This window comes from Prochlorococcus marinus str. MIT 9401, assembly GCF_000760095.1.
Taxonomy (GTDB): domain Bacteria; phylum Cyanobacteriota; class Cyanobacteriia; order PCC-6307; family Cyanobiaceae; genus Prochlorococcus_A; species Prochlorococcus_A marinus_I.
In genome coordinates, this window is the sequence record NZ_JNAR01000011.1 from 40,720 (window position 1) to 61,976 (window position 21,257).

General features: G+C 32.2%; 19 protein-coding genes. 11 read left to right on the forward strand and 8 right to left on the reverse strand.

The features are described from left to right. Position 1: 1 nt before the first annotated feature. Both uvrB and EV01_RS05070 read right to left on the reverse strand, forming a co-directional pair. Complete coding sequence (uvrB, locus tag EV01_RS05075) at positions 2–2,041, reverse strand: excinuclease ABC subunit UvrB (protein ID WP_032517978.1); 2,040 nt, start codon at positions 2,039–2,041, stop codon at positions 2–4. Positions 2,042–2,070: 29 nt separating this feature from the next. Then, positions 2,071–2,847, reverse strand: coding sequence for a DUF561 domain-containing protein (locus tag EV01_RS05070; protein ID WP_032517980.1), 777 nt, complete (start codon positions 2,845–2,847; stop codon positions 2,071–2,073). An 85-nt stretch (positions 2,848–2,932) separates the two neighbouring features. Here EV01_RS05070 and tilS point away from each other — a divergent pair, with 85 nt between their 5' ends. Beyond that, positions 2,933–3,949, forward strand: coding sequence for a tRNA lysidine(34) synthetase TilS (gene tilS / locus EV01_RS05065; RefSeq protein WP_032517981.1), 1,017 nt, complete (start codon positions 2,933–2,935; stop codon positions 3,947–3,949). Here tilS and EV01_RS05060 read toward each other — a convergent pair. The 3 genes from EV01_RS05060 to EV01_RS05050 form a co-directional block, all read right to left on the reverse strand. Beyond that, positions 3,939–5,927 (reverse strand): ribonuclease J, encoded by a 1,989-nt coding sequence (locus EV01_RS05060; protein ID WP_032517982.1) that lies wholly within the window; start codon positions 5,925–5,927, stop codon positions 3,939–3,941. The two genes, tilS and EV01_RS05060, sit on opposite strands and share 11 nt — an antisense overlap. Before the next feature lie 77 nt (positions 5,928–6,004). Continuing rightward, positions 6,005–6,910, reverse strand: a complete 906-nt coding sequence (gene dapA / locus EV01_RS05055; protein WP_032517983.1) for a 4-hydroxy-tetrahydrodipicolinate synthase — start codon at positions 6,908–6,910, stop codon at positions 6,005–6,007. Then, positions 6,907–7,938, reverse strand: a complete 1,032-nt coding sequence (locus tag EV01_RS05050) for an aspartate-semialdehyde dehydrogenase (RefSeq protein ID WP_032517985.1) — start codon at positions 7,936–7,938, stop codon at positions 6,907–6,909. Before EV01_RS05050 ends, dapA begins: the two co-directional genes overlap by 4 nt. Positions 7,939–8,060: 122 nt before the next feature. On the opposite strand from EV01_RS05050, the gene tig reads away from it, so the two are divergent. The 4 genes from tig (at position 8,061) to EV01_RS05030 (ending at position 13,497) form a co-directional block, all read left to right on the forward strand. After that, on the forward strand, positions 8,061–9,494 hold the full coding sequence (gene tig, locus EV01_RS05045) for a trigger factor (protein ID WP_032517986.1): 1,434 nt from the start codon (positions 8,061–8,063) through the stop codon (positions 9,492–9,494). A 65-nt stretch (positions 9,495–9,559) separates the two neighbouring features. Further along, a complete protein-coding gene (gene clpP, locus EV01_RS05040; protein ID WP_032517987.1) occupies positions 9,560–10,204 on the forward strand; it encodes an ATP-dependent Clp endopeptidase proteolytic subunit ClpP in 645 nt (214 codons plus the stop codon). A gap of 103 nt (positions 10,205–10,307) precedes the next feature. Next, complete coding sequence (clpX, locus tag EV01_RS05035; RefSeq protein ID WP_032517988.1) at positions 10,308–11,675, forward strand: ATP-dependent protease ATP-binding subunit ClpX; 1,368 nt, start codon at positions 10,308–10,310, stop codon at positions 11,673–11,675. A gap of 58 nt (positions 11,676–11,733) precedes the next feature. Beyond that, positions 11,734–13,497, forward strand: coding sequence for a DNA polymerase III subunit gamma/tau (locus EV01_RS05030; RefSeq protein ID WP_032517989.1), 1,764 nt, complete (start codon positions 11,734–11,736; stop codon positions 13,495–13,497). 1 nt (position 13,498) lies between these two features. On the opposite strand, the gene EV01_RS05025 is transcribed toward EV01_RS05030, so the two are convergent. Together EV01_RS05025 and EV01_RS05020 are read right to left on the reverse strand one after the other, a co-directional pair. After that, positions 13,499–14,800 (reverse strand): glycosyltransferase family 2 protein, encoded by a 1,302-nt coding sequence (locus EV01_RS05025; RefSeq protein ID WP_032517990.1) that lies wholly within the window; start codon positions 14,798–14,800, stop codon positions 13,499–13,501. A gap of 27 nt (positions 14,801–14,827) precedes the next feature. Then, positions 14,828–16,366, reverse strand: coding sequence for a SpoIID/LytB domain-containing protein (locus tag EV01_RS05020; protein ID WP_032517991.1), 1,539 nt, complete (start codon positions 16,364–16,366; stop codon positions 14,828–14,830). 91 nt (positions 16,367–16,457) lie between these two features. Here EV01_RS05020 and rpmI point away from each other — a divergent pair, with 91 nt between their 5' ends. The 6 genes from rpmI to EV01_RS04990 all read left to right on the forward strand — a co-directional run bounded on the left by rpmI (position 16,458) and on the right by EV01_RS04990 (position 20,943). Next, positions 16,458–16,655, forward strand: a complete 198-nt coding sequence (rpmI, locus tag EV01_RS05015) for a 50S ribosomal protein L35 (protein WP_011819271.1) — start codon at positions 16,458–16,460, stop codon at positions 16,653–16,655. 28 nt (positions 16,656–16,683) lie between these two features. Beyond that, the gene (gene rplT, locus EV01_RS05010) at positions 16,684–17,031 is read left to right on the forward strand and encodes a 50S ribosomal protein L20 (RefSeq protein WP_032517992.1); all 348 of its coding nucleotides are present in this window, start codon (positions 16,684–16,686) and stop codon (positions 17,029–17,031) included. Positions 17,032–17,067: 36 nt separating this feature from the next. Next, the gene (locus EV01_RS05005) at positions 17,068–17,625 is read left to right on the forward strand and encodes a hypothetical protein (RefSeq protein ID WP_032517993.1); all 558 of its coding nucleotides are present in this window, start codon (positions 17,068–17,070) and stop codon (positions 17,623–17,625) included. Positions 17,626–17,628: 3 nt separating this feature from the next. Next, a complete protein-coding gene (locus EV01_RS05000) occupies positions 17,629–18,423 on the forward strand; it encodes a thiazole synthase (RefSeq protein WP_032517994.1) in 795 nt (264 codons plus the stop codon). A 165-nt stretch (positions 18,424–18,588) separates the two neighbouring features. Continuing rightward, on the forward strand, positions 18,589–19,782 hold the full coding sequence (locus tag EV01_RS04995) for an NAD-dependent epimerase/dehydratase family protein (RefSeq protein WP_032518507.1): 1,194 nt from the start codon (positions 18,589–18,591) through the stop codon (positions 19,780–19,782). Positions 19,783–19,809: 27 nt separating this feature from the next. After that, entirely contained in the window at positions 19,810–20,943 is a 1,134-nt protein-coding gene (locus EV01_RS04990; protein ID WP_032517996.1) for a glycosyltransferase family 4 protein, read from the forward strand. A gap of 12 nt (positions 20,944–20,955) precedes the next feature. Here EV01_RS04990 and EV01_RS0108875 read toward each other — a convergent pair whose 3' ends face one another. Further along, positions 20,956–21,204, reverse strand: coding sequence for a hypothetical protein (locus EV01_RS0108875; RefSeq protein ID WP_032517997.1), 249 nt, complete (start codon positions 21,202–21,204; stop codon positions 20,956–20,958). Positions 21,205–21,257 lie beyond the last annotated feature (53 nt).

A 21,257-nucleotide genomic window follows, 5' to 3' on the forward strand; every position in this document is an offset into this window, starting at 1 on the left:
TTTAATTATTTCTTGCCAATTTTTGTCTTAATTTTTTGATTCTATCCCGCAAATTTGCTGCCTCTTCAAAATTTAACTCTTTTGCAGCATCCTTCATTTTAATTTCTAACTTTTCTATTAAATCAGGCAATTCTTCTAGCAAACATTGATTATCATTAGAATTAAGAATAGCGTCAGTTTTGTTATTTACTATATTAATTAAATCTTTAGATAAACCATTAGCATCTAATTTTCTGGAAAGTTCTAAAAAAGATAATATCGAATTTTCTATTTTTTTGCCTGCAGGTTTTGGAGTAATACCATGGACTTGGTTATATGTCTTTTGAATAGTTCTTCTTCTTTCAGTTTCAGATATTGCTTTTTTCATTGAATCTGTGAAGTTATCTGCATAAAGCAAGGCAACACCTTCAACATGTCTTGCAGCTCTTCCTATTGTTTGAATCAATGACCTTTCTGCTCTTAGAAAACCTTCTTTATCAGCATCTAAAATGGCAACTAAGGATACTTCAGGAAGATCTAGTCCCTCTCTTAATAAATTAACTCCTACCAAAACATCATATTCGCCTATTCTAAGGTCTTGAATAATTTCAATTCTTTCAATTGAATGAATTTCGGAATGCAAATATCTAACTCTTACTTTATTGTCAGATAAAAAATCAGTTAGATCTTCTGCCATTCTCTTAGTAAGTGTTGTAACTAGCACTCTTTGATTCTTTTCAGCTCTAATCCTTATTTCAGATAAAAGGTCTTCTATTTGGCCCTCACTAGGTCTTACATCAATCACAGGGTCTAATACCCCAGTTGGTCTTATAACTTGCTCAATAAATTCACCATCACATTGATCTAATTCCCATTGACCAGGAGTTGCACTTATAAATAATGTCTGTTTTGATTTTTCCCAAAACTCTTCGCATTTTAAAGGTCTATTATCTGCAGCACTTGGCAGTCTAAAGCCATGATCTATTAAAACTTTTTTTCTAGATTGATCACCGTTGTACATAGCATGAAGTTGAGGGCATGTTACATGACTTTCATCAACTACTAACAACCAATCATCAGGAAAGTAATCTATTAAACATTCTGGGGGTGACCCTTCCTCCCTGCCTGATAAATGACGAGCATAATTCTCAACCCCATTACAATAACCAACCTCTTTCAGCATTTCTAAATCATATTTTGTGCGTTGTTCTAAACGTTGAGCCTCTAATAATTTTCCCTCGTATGTAAATTTATCGAGTTGAGTTTTTAATTCACTTCTAATTGCACTGATTGCACTCTCAAGTCTTTCTTTTGGAGTAACAAAATGCTTCGCGGGGTAAACACTTACTTGTTCTAAACTTTCAAGTATTTCTCCAGTAGTAGGGTCAACATATCTAATAGCCTCAACTTCTTCACCAAATAATTCGATTCTTATTAATCTATCTTCATAGGCTGGACCAATTTCTAAAACATCGCCTTTAATTCTGAATCTACCTCTAGTAATTTCAATATCATTTCTTGTATATTGATTTTGAACAAGAGATCTTAAAGAAGAACGTAGGTTGATAGATTTTCCAACTTCGAATTTAACTGCAGCTTTTAAATATTCACTTGGTATACCCAGACCATAGATGCAACTTATAGAGGCTACAACAATTACATCTTTCCTTTCAAATAAAGAGCGTGTTGCAGAATGCCTGAGCATATCTATTTCTTCATTAATTGAAGCAGTTTTTGCTATGTACGTATCACTTACTGGGACATAAGCTTCAGGTTGATAATAATCGTAGTAAGAAATGAAGTATTCAACAGCATTTTTTGGAAAAAATTCCCTTAATTCATTACATAGTTGTGCGGCTAACGTTTTGTTATGGGCTAATACAAGTGCTGGCCTTCCTGTTTGTTGAATTACATTCGCAATGGTAAATGTTTTACCAGTTCCAGTAGCTCCTAAAAGAGTCTGAAACTCTTTACCCTTATTAACGCCTTTAACTAATTTTTTAATAGCTTCTGGTTGATCTCCATTTGGTTCGTAAGGAGCTTGAAGCTTATAGTTACTCATCAAACTAATAGCTAAAGGATAATGCTATACTAAGAAATTTTTTCTCCGATTATTGAATTTTTCAAAGATTCTTTTAAGCCCCTAACAACCGCAATCATTGATATTAAATCATCTAATTTATTAACTACAGATCCAACGCCAACTGCTGAGGCTCCAGAGGATATTGCTAATGGACAAGTTACTTGGCTTAATCCAGAGGCGCTCATAATTGGTATATTCAGAGATTGTTTCTTAAATTCTCGATGAATAGCATAGGTAGCTGCAAGAGTTGGTACTGATTTTTCAAAAAAGCCTTGAATTCCTGGAGAGTAAGGAGTAGAACTAGTCCCACCTTCAGTTTGAATAATATCAACACCTTCTTCCACTAGCTTTACAGCAAGATCAACTTGTTTATCAATAGGCATAGTATGAGGAACAGTTACTGATAAAGGAACATTAGGCAATAAATCCCTCGTCTCTTTTGTAATGCTTAAAACTTTTTTATCTGAAAAATTAATACCTTTTTCATAAAAAGTATCGTAATTTCCTATCTCAATTAATGATGCTCCTGCTTTTACAGAATCTTGAAAAGATCGAGGCACGACTGAACTAACACACACGGGTAGTGTTGAATTCTTAAGTGCTAAATCAACAAGATCAGGTTTACAAGCAATATCGACAAGATCTGCACCTCCTAATGAAGCAGCCTCAACAATTATTTTCACCGATTGAACATCGAAATTATTCAATCCTGAAATAACTTTGAGTAAGGATTTGCTTCTTAACTCTTCATTGATTTTTTGTGGCAAAAGATTAATCAGACTCATTTACTTAATGAATTTATTACCCGATTGTGACATTGTTTTAGTAAAACAGTGCATTTTTTAAAAAATATTATCTGAGCAACACAAAATGTCTGATAAAAAATTAACTCAGGGAAATTGGTCATCGTGGCATCATAAGCTTCATAAAGAGATTCTTAGCAAAAAAATATTAATTCCCAAAGGATCGAATATTTTAATAAGTGTTTCTGGGGGACAAGATTCGATGGTCTTATTAACCCTAATTAATGACCTAAAAAAGCTTCATAATTGGTCTATTAATGTTTGGCATGGTGATCATAAATGGCACGAAAAATCCTCAGTGTATGCTCTTGAATTAAAAAGTTATTGCGCAGATAAAAATATTTCATTCTATTTTGATCAAGCAAATAAAGAAAATATTTCTTCAGAAGAAAAAGCACGAGAATGGAGATATAAAAAATTATGTGAAAGGGCCAAAACTTTATTAGATAAGAACCAGCAAAAACATAATATTTATTTGTTAACTGGTCACACAAGTAGTGATAACGCAGAAACATTTATCCTCAATTTATCTAGAGGGAGCAATTTTGCCGGTCTGAGTAATATCGAGAGCAAAAGATTACTAGAAAAACAAATTTTTTTAATAAGGCCAATATTAATTTTCAGTAGAGAAGATACAAAACAAATTTGTAATGATATGAAAATCCCAGTCTGGGAAGATCCTACAAATACAGATCTTAAATTAAAAAGAAATTTAGTTAGAAAAAAAATTATTCCTGCTTTAGAGGTTCTCTATCCAGGTTGTTCTCAAAGGATAAATAATTTTTCTCAAAAAATGAGCAACTACAATAATGAACGTAATGATCTTAGTGAACTTGCATACCTATATTGTAAAGACGCAAAAGGTATCAATAGAAATCTCTTAAATAATATGTGTATTGAAGCAAGGTGTACAATCTTAAATAAATTTTTAAAAGAAATATCCCCAAAGCAATGTAGTTCTAAAAATTTAACAGAATTAGCAATTTCAATTTATGAAAAAAATAAAGGTCAAATTAACTTGCAAGAGTTTTTAAAAATTGTTTGGAATAAAAACTATATAAATTTTGAAAAAGTTAAGATGTGACAGCAGATCTTCTTCTTCTTGTTCTACCTTCAAATGAATCTTCTGTAGCAGTCTCAACTGATGGATTCTGTGAAACTTTTGGACTTCTTTGTGTTTTATGCTGGTTATTTGAACTATTCGGAAGATTATTGTTTGATCTCTTTTGGAAATTATGATTATTTCTATTCCTATTAGAGTGGTTATGCTCCTCTGTAATCTTTGGTATATATGCACGAGTTCCACTTGGAGCAGGTTGAACTAAGCACAAAATAAGTGGTTCAACTTGTAGTTCTCTTCTCATTCTTCTAGATAAACCATTTTCAATTTCTCTTTGAACACCAATCCAATCAACTTCAAAATTATTAGGTCCAGTCTGCCTAGATAATTGTTTCCATCTATTTTCTAAGACCCAACTTATTTCTCTTTCTGTCCACATAGACATTTTTCGTGGCTCTGCAGTAGTAACAACTCCTCTTAAATTAACTCTTGGAGGTGCAACCATTTTTCCATCAGTACTTATAGGTGCTAAAACAGTTACAACACCATCACCAGCTAATTGCTGCCTTTCCTTTAATACTCGAGCATCAACAATTCCATTACGAGAATTATCAAGCAACTCTACTCCAGCTTTTACAGGATCTCCTTTTTTAATAGAATCAGAAGTCAATTCAACAACATCTCCATTTTCAATAATTAAAATATTATCTTTTGGAACTCCCATGATCTGAGCACTTTTGCTGTGACAAACGAGCATTCTATGTTCCCCGTGAACCGGAACAAAAAACTTAGGTTTAGCTAATGCCAACATTAATTTTTGATCTTCTTGGAAACCATGTCCAGAAACATGAATATTCTCACCTTTGCCATAAACAACCTTTGCTCCCATTTTCATTAATCTATCTATTGTATTGACTACACCAATAGTATTTCCTGGGATTGGGCTAGCAGAGAATATAACAGTATCAGTAGTCTTAAGACGGACATGTTGATGCTCCCCACGAGAAATTCTACTCAAAGCAGCTAAAGGCTCACCTTGACTACCAGTCATCAATAATAAAGTTTCCCTATCAGGTAAATCTCTAATTTGTTTGATAGGGACAAACAAATCATCTGGGCATTTCATATAACCAATTTCTCTAGCTTTAGCAATAACATTTATCATCGATCTACCTAACAAACCGACCTTTCTTCCATGCTTCATGGCCAACTCTAAGATCATTGTCACCCTATGAACAGAACTAGCAAAAGTGGTAAGGATAACTCGTTCTTTTGCCTCGGCAATATGTTTTTCTAAAGAGGGATAGATAGTCTTCTCAGAAGGACAAAAACCTGGAACTTCGGCATTCGTAGAATCACTAAACATGCATAAAACGCCCTTCTCTCCATAATGCACCATTCTTTCAATATCAAATTGCTCTCCATCTACTGGCATATGATCAAACTTAAAATCTCCAGTGAAAATAATCGTGCCAACAGGTGTTGTAACTGCCAAAGAAAAACTATCGCAAATGGAATGGGTATTGCGTATAAATTCAACAGAAAAATGTTGTCCAACTTTTACAACGTCTCTTGGATTTACTGTCTGTATAGTTGTTCTATCAGATACCCCTGCTTCCTCCATTTTTCCTCTAAGCATTGACATTGCTAACCTTGGGCCATAAATAATGGGAATATTAAAATGCTTTAGATGATGAGAAATACCTCCAATATGATCTTCATGACCGTGTGTGACAATCATTCCTTTTATTCTTCTTTGATTTTCTTTTAAAAAAGTTGTATCTGGCATAACAACATTCACGCCATGCATACCATCAGAGGGGAAAGCTAAGCCAGCATCAACTAGCATTAGTTCATCTGCATATTCAAATACGCAAGTATTTTTTCCTATTTCATGTAAGCCACCTAATGGTATTACTCTTAGAATCGGGCTGTTACTATTTTTAGATCCTGATGAATTATTTGAAGATCTTGTTATAGTTGAATTTGATCTTGATTGCATAATTTAAAAATTTATAAAGTCTTGCTTGTAATCAAACTAATTTTATTTAAATTTAATTATCAAGTTAAACATATTCCTTAATGTAAGGATTCGAGGATAATTGAAAGCTGTTTTCTCATGTTCATTGGTAGTGGAGATAAAGGATTTCTAGGACTTCCTACATTCCATCCCGATAGCTCTAAAGCTGCCTTTATAGGGATTGGATTAGTGGTCATAAAAAGTGCTTTAAAAAGAGGTTGCAGTTTTTCATGAATTGCAAGTGCTTTAGAAACTTTGCCAATTTGAAAGGATTCAATCATCTCTTTCAATTGCAAACCAACCAAATGACTCGCAACACTTACTACTCCTACAGCACCCACAGATAACATTGGAAGCAACAATGAATCGTCACCACTATATACAGATAGTTCCGAGCCACAAATAGCTCTTAGTTCTGATATTTCTTCTATTCTACCGCTTGCCGCTTTAATACTGAGAATATTTGAAAAATCCATAAGTTTCTTCACAGTATCAGGTAATAAATTGCAGCCTGTTCTTCCAGGTATGTTGTAAAGCATTAAAGGCAAATCCTGTGCAGAATTAGCAATAGAACTGAAATGTTTATAAAGACCTTCTTGAGGTGGTTTATTGTAATAAGGAACAACAACCAAAGCACCGTCGGCTCCTGAATTGTAGGCTTTTTTTGTAGCTTCTACAGCTTCGCTTGTACAATTACTACCAGTACCGAGTATTACTTTACAACTTGAATCCAAAGATCCTTTTACTGCAATAAATAAATCATATTGTTCCTGCCATGAAAGAGTCGGAGATTCGCCAGTAGTTCCGCAAAGAACAATGCCATCTGAACCATTTTCAAAAAGATAATTTGAAAGTTTTATAGCTAATTCATAATCCACATCTCCATTTTCAGTAAATGGCGTAACCATTGCGGTCAATATTCGCCCAAATAATGGATTAGTACACTTAGTGTTGTCTGAAATCATTTTTTTGGAATTAATAACTCAGCTATTTGTACAGCATTAAGTGCTGCTCCTTTTCTTATTTGATCTCCACATAACCATAATTCTAATCCATTAGGTTGACTTATATCAGTTCTTATTCTGCCAACAGCAACATTATCCCTTCCCATCACGTCATTTGGCATAGGAAATCTATTATTTTTATAATCCTCAATAATTTCAATTCCGGGAGCATTTTTTAATACTTTAAGAGCGTCTTTAGGTTCAACTACACCAGCAAATTCAATATTGATAGATTCAGAATGTGCTCTCAGCACTGGGACTCGAACACATGTAGCGGAAAGCTTTAAATCAATTATATTCAATATTTTCCTGGTCTCATTAACCATTTTCATCTCTTCTTCACAGTAATTATTTTCAAGCATAGGTGAATTATGCAAAAACAAATTAAAAGCCAGGGAGTATGGCAAAACTTCACTTTTTTGGGGATTACCCTGAAGATATTGTTTAGTTAAAATTTTTAGTTCCTCCATAGCCAATTGGCCTGCACCACTTACAGATTGATATGTGGAGACAATAACCCTTTGAATATTAGAAAGTTTATTTAACGGAGCTAAAACTAATGACAACAAAATAGTAGTGCAATTTGGATTAGCTATTATTCCATCATGATTGAGTGCTTCACTACCATTAACTTCAGGAACTACAAGAGGAACGTTTTTGTCTAATCTGAAAGCACTAGAATTGTCTATCAATAAAGCATTTTGATCCATAATTGTAGACAACCATTGTTTCGAAATACTTCCACCTGCTGAAGCTAAAACTAAATCAAGGTTCAGAAATTCTTCCTTAGTAGTTTTTTTTGTAACTAATTCTTCATCTTTCCAAGTAATTTTTTTCCCTTCTGATCGCTCTGATGAAAGCAAGACCAATTCTGATATTGGAAAATCGCGTTGTTCAAGAATTTTTAGTAACTCAGATCCCACAGCACCTGAAGATCCTAAAACGGCAACTTTTAATGGCCTATTAGGCAAAAACGGAGATTGTCTCACACTTTAAAATGATTTTTATGAATAGATTGACTATTTTTTTTACTTTATCAAAAAATTAACTTTCAAGGAAATCACATAATGTGAAATAATTAAGTTTCGGCTCTTAGTAATAGTTAAAAAACATGGCTAAAGAAGGCTTAAAAGTAAAAACAACTCCTCTGCCTCAAAGTAGAATTTCATTTGAATTAGAAATACCACCCGAGACGTGCAAAACGTGTGTAAATGAGACAATCAATACAATTAGTCGTTCGGCCAAAATACCTGGCTTTAGGCTTGGAAAAATTCCTAAACAAGTCTTAATACAAAGAATTGGTATAACACAATTACATGCTTCTGCTCTAGAAAAGATCATTGATAAATCATGGCAAGAAGCATTAAAAATAAAATCTATAGAGCCACTAAGTGAGCCAGAATTAGTAGATGGATTTGAATCTTTACTTGCAAAGTTCAGTCCTGATAGATCACTTAAGGTTACCTTGCAAACTGATATTGCCCCTGAATTAAAACTAAAAAAATCCAAAGGACTTAGTATTGAAATCGCAAAAACTAAATTTGATCCGAAGTCAATAGATGAAGCACTTGAAAAATCTAGAAATCAATTTGCAAATATTGTTCCAGTAACTAATAGAGCAGCAAAATTAGGAGATATTGCTGTAGTTAGTTTCAAAGGAAAATATAAAGATTCTGGTAAAGAGATTGATGGTGGGACAAGTGAATCAATGGATCTTGAGTTAGAAAAAAATAAAATGATTCCCGGTTTTGTTGAGGGAATTGTAAAGATGAAAATTGGTGATAGTAAAACACTTAACCTTAGATTTCCTGAAGATTATTCTCATGAGGATTCAAGAGGCAAAGAGGCGATCTTTGAAATAACTCTTAAGGATCTTAAAGAAAAAGAATTGCCTGAACTAAATGACGATTTTGCAAAACAATCTGGCAATAAAGAATCATTAAAAGAGTTAAAGAAAGATATTGAAGAACAACTTAAAAACAATTTTGAAAAAACTCAAAAAGATATCAAAATTGAAGCCTTACTAGATGCATTAACAAACGAATTAATTGCTGAAATTCCTAAATCTATGATTGATATAGAAGTGAGGAATAATATTGAACAAACTGCGCAAAGATTTGCTCAGCAAGGTCTTGATGTTAAATCTACTTTTACACCGGAATTAGTTAAGTCGTTAGCAGAGTCCACTAGGCCTCAGGCTGAAAAAAATGTTCAAAGGAATTTAGCTCTAAAAGCATTAGCAGAAAAAGAGAACATAAAAGTTGAAAAAGATGAAATTGATTTAAAAATGAAAGATTATGAAGATGCAATTTCTAACTCTTCAAAACAAATCGATATCAAAAAATTAACAGAAGTTATAAGTAACGATTTACTCAAAGAAAAATTAATTATTTGGCTTGAAGAAAACTCTGAAGTAAAAGAAAAAAATACAAAAGCCGCAAAAACCGCTACAAAAGCTACAAAAGCTGCAAAAACCACAAAAGCTGCAAAAGCTACAAAAGCTACAAAAGCTAAAAAAAACCAAAATAAACAAGAAAAAAAATAATTTATGAAATTTCCTACTAATTAAACAAAAACCTTTTAAATTATTTATAAGTAGAAAACCTTTTTGTGAACTCAGAAAAAAAACATTTAATCCAAAGTTCAATAAGCTCTTACGAAAGCATTAATAAAACTAATGCTGCCGTTCCAACAGTTATAGAACAATCTGGCAGAGGAGATAGAGCCTTCGATATTTATTCAAGGCTATTGAGGGAGAGAATAATTTTTTTAGGTACTGGAATTAATGATCAAGTTTCTGACTCTCTTGTTGCACAATTATTATTTCTTGAAGCTGAAGATCCAGAAAAAGACATTCAAATATACATCAATTCTCCTGGAGGCTCAGTAACGGCAGGAATGGCCATATACGATACTATGCAACAAATATCTCCTGATATAGTGACAATATGTTTTGGTGTAGCAGCAAGTATGGGGGCATTTCTACTTTCTGGGGGAGCCAAAGGTAAAAGATTGGCTTTGCCTAATTCTAGGATAATGATCCATCAACCTCTTGGAGGTGCACAAGGTCAAGCAGTAGAAATTGAAATACAAGCTAAAGAAATACTTTTTCTCAAGAAAACATTAAATTCGCTTTTAGCTGAACATACTGGTCAGCCCTTAGAAAAAATTAATGAAGATACAGAAAGAGATTACTTCTTATCTCCTTCAGAAGCAGTCGAATATGGATTAATTGATAAAGTTATCAAAAAGTGACAAGGGACACTTATTCTTTAAGAATATGATGACGAATCGACATTTATAAGCAATCCTAGTGAATAGGTAATATTTCAAACCTTTCACATTCAATTTATAATCGATGGCTAAATTCGACGCCCATCTTAAATGTTCTTTTTGCGGTAAATCACAAGACCAAGTAAGAAAGCTTATAGCGGGTCCTGGGGTATATATCTGTGATGAATGCATAGATCTTTGTAATGAAATTCTTGATGAAGAACTACTTGATAATCAAGCTAAAATAAATAACTCTCAACAAGTAAAAAAGAAATTACCAACGGATAATCAAAAAAAATCTGTTCCTTTAGAACTAAACTCAATCCCTAAACCATTAGAAATTAAAAGTTTTCTAGATAATCAAGTTGTTGGACAAGAATGTGCAAAAAAAATACTATCAGTGGCTGTATACAACCACTACAAAAGATTAGCTTGGAAAGTTAAAGAAGAAAGTAAAAATGGCAATTCAACAGATTCACAAGCAACGAAATTGCAAAAATCAAATATTTTACTAATCGGTCCTACTGGAAGTGGAAAAACATTATTGGCCCAAACTTTAGCTGAGTTTCTAGATGTTCCTTTTGCAGTAGCTGATGCAACGACTTTGACAGAAGCTGGATATGTTGGGGAAGATGTTGAAAATATACTTTTAAGACTTCTACAAAAATCAGAAATGAATGTAGAGCTAGCTCAAAAAGGAATTATTTATATAGATGAAATAGATAAAATTGCTAGAAAAAGCGAGAATCCCTCAATTACTAGAGATGTCTCTGGTGAAGGCGTACAGCAAGCATTATTAAAAATGCTTGAAGGCACAATAGCTAATGTCCCACCGCAAGGAGGTAGAAAACATCCCTATCATGATTGTATACAAATTGATACGAGTCAAATTTTATTTATTTGTGGTGGAGCTTTTATAGGCTTAGAAGATATCGTACAAAAGCGCATGGGTAAACACTCAATAGGGTTTACAACAAATTCAGATCAAAATAAAGTTGATTCAAAAAAACTTGCAGACCCAAGAGATTCCCTGAAAAATTTAGAGTTAGATGATTTAGTTAAATATGGACTAATTCCAGAATTTATTGGAAGAATACCTGTTTGTGCTGTACTAGATCGTCTCACTAAAGAAACTTTAGAATCTATTCTGACTCAACCAAGAGATGCACTAGTAAAGCAATTTAAAACTTTATTAAGTATGGATAATGTTGAATTAACATTTGAGCCTGATTCTATTGAAGCTATAGCTAATGAAGCATATAAAAGAAAAACTGGTGCAAGGGCATTAAGGTCAATAATTGAAGAACTAATGCTTGATGTAATGTACACATTGCCTTCTGAACAAAATACCAAAGAATTCACAATTACAAAAAAAATGGTAGATAATTTATTTTCATCTAAAATTGTTAAACTACCTTCAGGTTCTAATAGAATAATTAAAGAGTCTGCATAATCATTAGAGTTTCAACTTTACAATTACAAGCCTCAATGTTCTAATTTATGAAAAGTAAATGCCTAATATACATAAACCTTTTCATCAAAAATATAGACCAAAGAAACTAGATGAACTGGTTGGTCAGAATTTTATATCTATTACTCTAAAGCAAGCAATATTAACAAAAAAGATTGCTCCTGCATATCTTTTTAATGGTCCAAGAGGCACTGGCAAAACATCAAGTGCGAGAATATTTGCGAAATCTTTAAACTGTCAAACGTTCGAACAACCCACTATAAATCCATGTGGTAAATGTGACCTATGTAAAGAAATTACGGATGGGAACGCTCTAGATATTATCGAGATTGATGCAGCATCAAATACAGGAGTTGAAAATATAAGAGAAATTATAGAAAGAGCGAGATTTGTGCCTACTCAAGCGAGATGGAAAGTATATGTTATTGATGAATGTCATATGCTTTCGACAGCAGCTTCAAATGCTTTGCTAAAAACTATTGAAGAACCACCCTCAAGAGTTGTCTTTATTCTTGCGACTACAAATCCTGAAAGAGTTCTAAATACAATACAAAGTAGATGTCAAAAGTTTGATTTTAGAAGAATAAGCCCGGATGACATTTTTAAACATTTATCAGAGATATCGGAAAAAGAATCCATTCAGTATGAAGTTCAAGCACTAAAAATGATTGCAAAAAGATCTAATGGAGGGATGAGAGATGCACAAAGTCTTCTTGAACAACTTAATCTTCTACCAGAAGGTATAACAATGAATAATATTCAAAACCTCCTAGGAGAAGTATCAGAAATTGAATTAAAAAATCTTATTAAATCATTAGTTGAAAATAATCCAGAATCATTAATTATCACTTGCAACAAATTATATGATGCTGGAAACGAACCACATCAAATAATTATCGGATTATTAAATATAACAAGAGATCTCTTGCTACATACAGCAAATAATGAATATTCAGATCTTTATTATACTTCTGCTGAATTTCAAGATGAGTTAGATAAGATCTCACAAACTTTAAATAAATCAACAATAATTAAATGGCATAATAATCTGAGAAATATTGAATATCAAATCAAAACAAGTGATAATCCAAGGCTTTGGCTTGAAATACATTTAACTGGTCTTTTAGATAATCAAGAGATTAATAGTTTTGAAAATAAGCAAGAAATCAAAAATATTGCACCTAGAGAGAAGTATGAAAGCAAAAAAAATATCGTAATAACAAATAAACAAAATATTTCTAATGAAATTCCAAAACCAAGCATCAAAAAGGATATAAGTCACAAGGAATCAATTTTAGAAAAAAACGAAAAATTAGAAAAATTTGATGATCTTGAAAAAGAAAATATAGAAAAAATTTACGATAATACCCCAAATGCTAATGAATCAAATGCTCTAAAAGATCATTGGGAATTAATTCTTTCTAAATTAGAGTTACCATCAACAAGAATGTTACTTTCACAACAAGCCGAACTTGAAAGTTTTGATTCGGAAAAAATTACAATAGCACTATCTCCAAACTGGGAAAACATGATAAAAAGCAGAAAAGTTATAATTGAAAATACTGTAAAAAAGATATTTGGAAATCAAATAATACTTAATTTCTCAACCAAAAATTTAAATAAAAGTAACCCATCCAAATCTCCAGAAACAACAAAAAATGAAGTGAATAATTTTCAACCATTAAAAAAAACAGAACCAAAAACTAATTCATCAACAAAAATATCTAATGAGAAGGCTTATGATGATAGCTCAAAAAACTTAGCAAATTTTTTTAATGGAGAAATTATAGACCTTGATGAATAAATTAAAGTCCAGTATGAATAGTTTTTCGCCAGAGTATCTTTTTGGGGAAAATAGACATCTTTATTGTTACCCAAGGGATTACTAAAAACCAATGTGATAAATAAAAAACGGAGACAAATACCATCAAAAAATTGCTTTTTTGCAATACTGGTACTTCGCTTTTACAAGAAGAACCGTACCAAAACGCAATTCCAGATAACATAAAAGCTGTAAATGAAATAGGCCAGTAAATTGGTGAATCTAACGAAGCAATACTGAAAACTAAATCAAAAATAGAAATTATTGGTAGTGCATATTGCAAGATGAAGAAGTAAGTTAAATCAAATTTTTGCAAATAATCAATTTTATTGGTAAATAATTGATCTCCATAATCAAAGAATCTTTGCAAACCCCCCTCTGCCCATCTTTGCCTTTGCGCTAATAAAGCATTTAAATTCTCGACTGCTTCCTCCATAACTGGAGGGTCCCACAAGATTCCAATTCTAGATTTTGATAATAATAATCTTAAACTCAAATCAAGATCATCTGTAACTGTATCTTCATTAAAAGAACCACATGCCAATAATGTTTCTTTCTTAATTAATTGGCCATTTCCCCTTAATTCAGAAACTCCAGAAACTGATAATCTTCCATATTGAAAGATTGCGTCCATAGCCATTTCCATTGACTGACAGGAAGTTAAAAAATTCTTACTAACATTTGTTACTGATTTTCTTAGTTGAACTGCAGACCAATCACCCTCTTCTACAAAACTAAATAACCTTATCAAAGAATCTTGTTTTAATTCAGCATCAGCATCCAAAACCAGTAACCATTCACCATGAGTAAACTTCAAGGCATAATTCAAAGCTCCTGACTTTCCTCCTCCTGCATTTGGAGAACGACTTATGACTTTTAGCTTGTCATATTGTCTAGCTAATCTATCTAAAATTAAAGGCGTCTTATCAGAGCTACCATCATTGATTATGTAAATATTTAATTTATTTGTTGGATAATCTAAATTAAATAATCTTTCAACTAATCTTGCTATGACATTCTCTTCATCTCTAGCTGCGACTAAAATATCAAGCACAGGTAACTCTTTATTGATAATTCTTCTGCCTAAAGTATTTAAAACGTTGTTCCTTTTGAAATTTCTAGAAATAACTATTAAACCGTAAAAAACAATCACAAAAGAAAGAGTCAATAAAATGTAAAAGAAATTGTTGATATTGTAAGCATGAGGAATAAAAGCTACTAAAAAACAAGCACTAAGAAATATAAACGACTTCAATCTTCGATTTTTATAAAAACCCTTACTCATAAAAGTAAATTTTTAATTACTTAACTTTCATTGAGACAATATCTCAAATTTTTTTAGTTTTGCATCTCGATAGTAATGATTCAATATTTCTTCATAAGAGAATCCTAATTTAGCCATTTCAATTGCTCCTGACTGAGATAAACCTACACCATGACCGAAGCCTCCTCCTCTCAAAAGCCATAAATCATCATTTAATTTATTAATAGTAAACAAATTACTGGGTATAAAATTTAATACCCGTCGAATATCATCTTTAACAAGAACAATAGATTTATTACCTTTGTCCGTTTGTATTTCCAATTTTTTCACTCTGCCACTAGACCCACGTTCAATAGAATTTAAATTCAAAACATCTTGATTAATATTTATAAGTTTGTTTTTGAGTAACTTTTCTTTAATTTCAACACTAGAAATTTTCTTATTCCATCGAAAAAGAGAATGGTTACTCCCATAAAAATGTTCTTTATCAAAATCTAAAAATTTATTTAAATCAGATTCATTTGTAATTGGAAGTTTAAAAATTTTATTTAATGATTTAGAACCATCAATGATTGAATTAAAATAAGAAAAATCTTGAATTTGCCAAGACTCTCCTGCAGTAGCAGATACGCCTCCATTAGAACCATGGTAAAAAGCATTTATTGGTTTATTTCCATAAGTTAGGATTAAATCTGAAGTTGCTTCTATAGCTTGTAGTACTTTTTTATTTGTAATTTTAGGAGGCTTATAAACTTGACATTGAGTGGTGATACATAAATGATATTTATCCATATTAAATCTGTCAGAATTAAAAATTCCCCAAGTTCTTGCTATAACTGCTTGTGCCTTGAGTGCTTCTAAAGGAGAATTCGGTCCAATTTCGTATGGCAAAACACCTGCCAAATAATCGTCAAACTCAATTTTTTGAACTAATGTCCAAGTTCCATATAAATCTTTTAATAAATAAAAATTTTTACCAAAATTAACACCGTTTATTTTTATTTCCTCTTGAGCATAAATATATATAGGTCCTTCGAGTTTCATAACACTATATTCACTTCTAAGAACCGGCGTAATTTGAAAATTTTTTATTTTTTTGAAAATTTTATTTTTCAATTCAAACTCTGGAATATCATCTTCAAATGGAATCCATACTTCCCAATTTTTAGGATAAGCAACAGTCGTCTCAAATCCTTTATCTTTAAGATTCTCTGCTTGTTTTTTTGCTGATTCATAGCTAGCAAAAGGACCAAAAACAATTCTTTCGATTGTTTTTGGATTTTTGATGGGTATATCCACCCAGCTAATATTAATCTGTTTTGCTTTATGTTTAATACCGTTGGACGATATCAGGTTTAAAAACCCTTTATCAGTAATAAAATTGATATTCTTTTTTTTTGAAAAACTGTCATTCTCCCCACCTAAATATTGCTTTAAACCAATTAAAAATTTTCCTTTTTTAATTTCATTATTGAGTTCAACCTTTTGCAATTCTTCTCCTTTTACATTTGAAGTAAATTTAGTGTTTATTAATAAAAAAGAAATGCATCCTAAAAATAAGTTTAAAAAGGCAAATTTAAGTTTCATAAGTTAGAACTTTCTTAATCAATTAAAAACTTTAATTTGCACCAATGCATATAAAGGTTTAGATTATCCTAATTAAACACATTTGACTTAAATGTCTAAACTAAAAACTCGTAAATCAGCTGCCAAAAGATTTAAAGCTACTGCGACGGGTAAATTTATGAGAAGAAGAGCTTTCCATAATCATTTACTTGATCATAAAAGCTCAAAATTAAAAAGACATCTATCAACAAAAGCCGTAGTTGATGAAAGAGATGCTGATAATGTAAGATTAATGATTCCATACGCATAAATCTTTAACCAATTTTTATTAGATATTCATGGCACGCGTAAAAAGAGGCAACATAGCCAGAAAAAGAAGAAACAAAATCTTAAATCTTGCAAAAGGTTTTAGAGGCGGCAACAAAAATCTTTTCAGAACAGCAAATCAAAGAGTGATGAAAGCTCTTTGTAATGCTTACAGGGATAGAAGAAGAAGAAAAAGAGATTTTAGAAGACTTTGGATTTCTAGAATTAACGCATCTGCAAGGATAAATGGAATGAACTATAGCAAGTTGATAAATGGCATGAAAAATTCAGAAATTATTATTAATAGAAAAATGCTTGCTCAATTAGCCTTAAACGATCCAAAGTGTTTTGAAAAAATTGTTTCTTCCATTAGTAATTAGAAAAAAGAATATAATCTAGAAAAGTCAATATAAATAATGGAAATATCTTCCTTTCAATCTTATTTAATAATTCTTTTTGTTGTATTAATAATAATTTCTATTTTTGTATTCAGACAATTTCTAAAAACAAGAAGTGAAGAATTAAATTTAGTAAAATTTGAACAGAAAGGTTTAGATTCTCTCTCTCAAGCTACGGAATTATATGAATTTGGGTCTATTCAGATAAAAAAAAGACTATATTCTGAAGCAACTAAAACTTTTCTAAAAGCAATTGAAAATTATGAAAATGAACCTGATGAAGCAAAAGCAATAATAAATAATGCTTTAGGATTCTCTTATGCTGCTCAAAATGAATTTAAGAAAGCAATTAAATACTATAACTTTGCAATAAAATCACTCCCAGAATATCCTATAGCACTAAATAACCTCGCATCAGCACAGCAGCGTCTACTTGAGTACGACTTGGCATATGCTACTTATCAAAAGGTTTTGGTGATAGATCCAAAAAACAAAACAGCAATTAAAAAAAGTAAGGAGTTAGAAAAAAGAAACAACTATAAACCTTATAAAGGTATTAAAGATAAGGGATTCTAAAATATGGAAAATTATTCTTCTTTACTAATTGGTGGAAAACAATTTTCCAGTAGATTAATGGTGGGTACTGGCAAATACAAATCTACTCAAGATATGGTAGAAAGTTTGTCAAATTCTGAAACGGAAATTATAACGGTCGCTGTTAGAAGAATTAAAAATGCTCAGACTGGAGAAAATTTACTCGAAAAGATCAACTGGAAAAAATACTGGATGCTTCCTAATACAGCTGGTTGTGTTAATTCCGATGAGGCAGTGAGAATAGCAATTTTGGGTAGAGAACTTGCAAAATTATCTGGTCAAGAAGAAAATAATTTTGTGAAGTTAGAAGTTATTCCTGACAAAAAGTATTTACTACCAGATCCAATAGAAACCATTAAAGCAGCGGAAATTTTAATAAAAAAAGGTTTTGCTGTGCTTCCCTATATCAATGCAGATCCTATTCTTGCAAAAAGACTAGAAGAAATAGGTTGTGCAACTGTAATGCCATTGGGCTCGCCTATAGGCTCCGGCCAAGGTTTATTAAATTTATCAAATATAAGAATTATTATTGAAAATGCAAAAGTGCCGGTAATAATTGACGCAGGAATTGGGGTGCCAAGTGAAGCCTCTCAAGCCATGGAACTTGGCGCTGATGGCGTTTTAATCAATACTGCAATAGCACAAGCTGAAAATCCTCCTCTAATGGCTCAAGCGATAAATCATGGTGTAAAAGCTGGGAGGCAAGCTTTTCTGGCAGGACGAGTTAAAAAACAAGATTTTGCAGTAGCAAGTTCACCGGAAAAAAACATATCTATCTAATTCTCTTCATTGAGCAAAGTTTAAAAAAAGAATAAAAACTTATTATTTTGTTTATCAGGTTAAGAAAGAAGATTTGAAACTATTTTCAATGTTTTTTCGCAAATTGGAAGCACACTGTAGTAGTTTAATAAATATATTATGAAACAATTAATTCTGGAGTTCTGAGTGAAAGTTATTGTTCTTGGTGGAGATGGTTTTTGCGGTTGGCCTTGTGCGGTGAATTTAGCAGAGCAAAATCATGATGTAATTATTGTGGACAATCTAAGTCGTAGAAAAATTGATATTGATCTAGAGGTAGAATCTTTAACTCCAATTGCTTCGATAACAGAACGACTCTCTGCATGGGAAGAAATTGGAGGTAAGCCTATGAGATTTCTTAACATGGATATCTCGAAACAATATCAAAAATTACTCAATTTGCTCATTGATGAAAAGCCAGATTCTGTGATCCATTTTGCAGAACAAAGAGCAGCGCCTTACTCGATGAAATCTAGTTTTACTAAGAGATATACAGTAGATAATAATGTTAATGGCACCCACAACCTTCTTGCTGCAATAGTAGAGAGTAATTTAGATATTCACGTTGTACATTTAGGAACAATGGGAGTTTACGGATATGGATCACATAGAGGTGCAACAATTCCAGAAGGTTATCTAAAAGTTGAAGTTCCACAACCAGATGGAAGCCGCTTTGAAGAAGAAATATTACACCCTGCAAGTCCAGGTAGTGTTTACCATATGACTAAAACTTTAGATCAATTATTATTTCTTTACTACAACAAAAATGATCTTGTAAGGATTACTGATCTACATCAAGGCATTGTTTGGGGAACAAATACAGACGCAACTTTAAAAGATCCTAGATTAACAAACCGATTTGACTACGATGGAGATTATGGAACTGTTCTAAACAGATTTTTAATGCAAGCTGCAATTGGCTATCCATTAAGTGTTCATGGGACAGGAGGTCAAACAAGAGCCTTTATTCACATAAAAGACTCTGTAAAATGCGTACAACTTGCTCTTGAAAATCCTCCAAAACCTGGAGAGAGAGTAAAAATCTTTAATCAAATGACTGAAAGTCATCAAGTTGGAGAACTAGCTAAAAAAGTTGCGTCTCTAACAGGTGCTGATATCAATTATTTACCTAACCCAAGGAATGAAGCCGTAGAAAATGATCTAATTGTTGATAATAAGTGCTTTATAGAATTAGGTTTAAACCCAACGACTCTTGATAATGGTTTATTAGAAGAAGTTGTTGAAGTTGCTAAAAAATACTCCAATAGATGTGATCTTAAGCGCATACCCTGTGTTTCATCCTGGACTAAAAAACAAGCTGAGGCCATAAAGACTAATTAAAACTTCTGAGATAATTACCCTAAGAAAGTGAAAATTGCATTGTTTACTGAAACTTTTTTACCTAAAGTTGACGGCATAGTCACAAGACTGACTAAAACGATTGAATTTTTAATAAAAAATGGTGATGAAGTTATAATTTTTTGCCCAGAGGGTTGTCCAGAATCATATATGGGCGCAACTGTAGTTGGAGTTGCTGCAATGCCATTACCCTTATACCCAGAGTTGAAGCTGGGTTTGCCAGGTCCTGCAGTCTCAGATAAGTTAGAAAAATTTAGCCCTGATTTGATACATGTTGTTAATCCAGCTGTACTTGGCTTAGGTGGCATATGGTTGGCGAAAACTAATAATATTCCTTTAATTGCCAGTTACCATACTCATCTTCCGAAATATCTAGAACATTACGGCATGGGTATGTTAGAGCCACTTTTATGGGAATTACTTAAAGCAGCACATAATCAAGCCTTGTTAAATTTATGTACATCCACCGCTATGGTAAATGAGTTAAAAGATAAAGGTATTCAAAGGACTGCTTTATGGCAAAGAGGAGTAGATACTTATAGTTTCCGCCCAGATTTGAAAAGTGAGAAAATGAGAAAAAAATTATTTGGGGATTATAATGACGCTGAGTATTTATTGATTTATGTAGGAAGATTATCAGCAGAAAAACAAATTGAGAGAATTAAACCAGTCTTAGAAAGTATTCCTAATGCTTGCCTAGCACTTGTAGGTGACGGACCATATAGAAACCAGCTTGAAAAAATTTTCGAAAATACAAAAACTAATTTCATAGGATATTTATCTGGCGATGAACTTGCTAGCGCCTATGCCTCTGGAGATATATTTTTATTTCCATCTAGTACAGAAACACTTGGGTTAGTTTTACTAGAAGCAATGGCAGCAGGATGTCCAGTAATCGGAGCAAACAAAGGGGGAATTCCAGATATTATTAGCGATGGTATTAATGGTTGTTTATATGATCCTGATGAAAAAGATAATGGGGAACAGAGCTTAATTGAAGCAACAAAAAAAATTCTAGAGAATGAAGATAAAAGAGAAATTATGAGGAAAGAGGCACGAAACGAAGCTGAAAAATGGGATTGGAATCAAGCAACGTTACAACTGCAAAATTATTATACAGATACTCTCAAAGAAATAGATTAATCTAAATCTTAATTATGCTACGTGTGGAGGTGTAGGGCTACTATACGAACTTAAAGGAAGTATTAGAGTAGCGATATTTTGATTTTTTTCAGGCCTTTTTTTCTTTGAGAATTTTATACCAAAAGGTACTCTTATGACATTAGTTCCCTCAATGGAACAAATATTTGAGTTATCTCCTGAAAAATTATTGACAAAATCTGGTAAGTCGACGTTTTTAACTGGCAACAACTTTATATTACCAGATTTAGAATCTTTGGTCATAGCTTCAAATACCCCAAAAAAAATTTGATGCTCGAGTATTGTAATAAAAAAAT

Coding starts and splice junctions, on each gene's coding strand:
- clpX (WP_032517988.1), top strand. CDS start 10,308: ATGGCTAAATTCGACGCCCATCTTAAATGTTCTTTTTGCGGTAAATCA.
- EV01_RS05000 (WP_032517994.1), top strand. CDS start 17,629: ATGGAAAATTATTCTTCTTTACTAATTGGTGGAAAACAATTTTCCAGT.
- EV01_RS05020 (WP_032517991.1), bottom strand. CDS start 16,366: ATGAAACTTAAATTTGCCTTTTTAAACTTATTTTTAGGATGCATTTCT.
- tig (WP_032517986.1), top strand. CDS start 8,061: ATGGCTAAAGAAGGCTTAAAAGTAAAAACAACTCCTCTGCCTCAAAGT.
- tilS (WP_032517981.1), top strand. CDS start 2,933: ATGTCTGATAAAAAATTAACTCAGGGAAATTGGTCATCGTGGCATCAT.
- rpmI (WP_011819271.1), top strand. CDS start 16,458: ATGTCTAAACTAAAAACTCGTAAATCAGCTGCCAAAAGATTTAAAGCT.
- EV01_RS0108875 (WP_032517997.1), bottom strand. CDS start 21,204: ATGACCAAAGATTCTAAATCTGGTAATATAAAGTTGTTGCCAGTTAAA.
- uvrB (WP_032517978.1), bottom strand. CDS start 2,041: ATGAGTAACTATAAGCTTCAAGCTCCTTACGAACCAAATGGAGATCAA.
- EV01_RS05030 (WP_032517989.1), top strand. CDS start 11,734: ATGCCTAATATACATAAACCTTTTCATCAAAAATATAGACCAAAGAAA.
- dapA (WP_032517983.1), bottom strand. CDS start 6,910: ATGATTTCAGACAACACTAAGTGTACTAATCCATTATTTGGGCGAATA.
- EV01_RS05060 (WP_032517982.1), bottom strand. CDS start 5,927: ATGCAATCAAGATCAAATTCAACTATAACAAGATCTTCAAATAATTCA.
- EV01_RS05070 (WP_032517980.1), bottom strand. CDS start 2,847: ATGAGTCTGATTAATCTTTTGCCACAAAAAATCAATGAAGAGTTAAGA.
- EV01_RS05025 (WP_032517990.1), bottom strand. CDS start 14,800: ATGAGTAAGGGTTTTTATAAAAATCGAAGATTGAAGTCGTTTATATTT.
- EV01_RS05005 (WP_032517993.1), top strand. CDS start 17,068: ATGGAAATATCTTCCTTTCAATCTTATTTAATAATTCTTTTTGTTGTA.
- rplT (WP_032517992.1), top strand. CDS start 16,684: ATGGCACGCGTAAAAAGAGGCAACATAGCCAGAAAAAGAAGAAACAAA.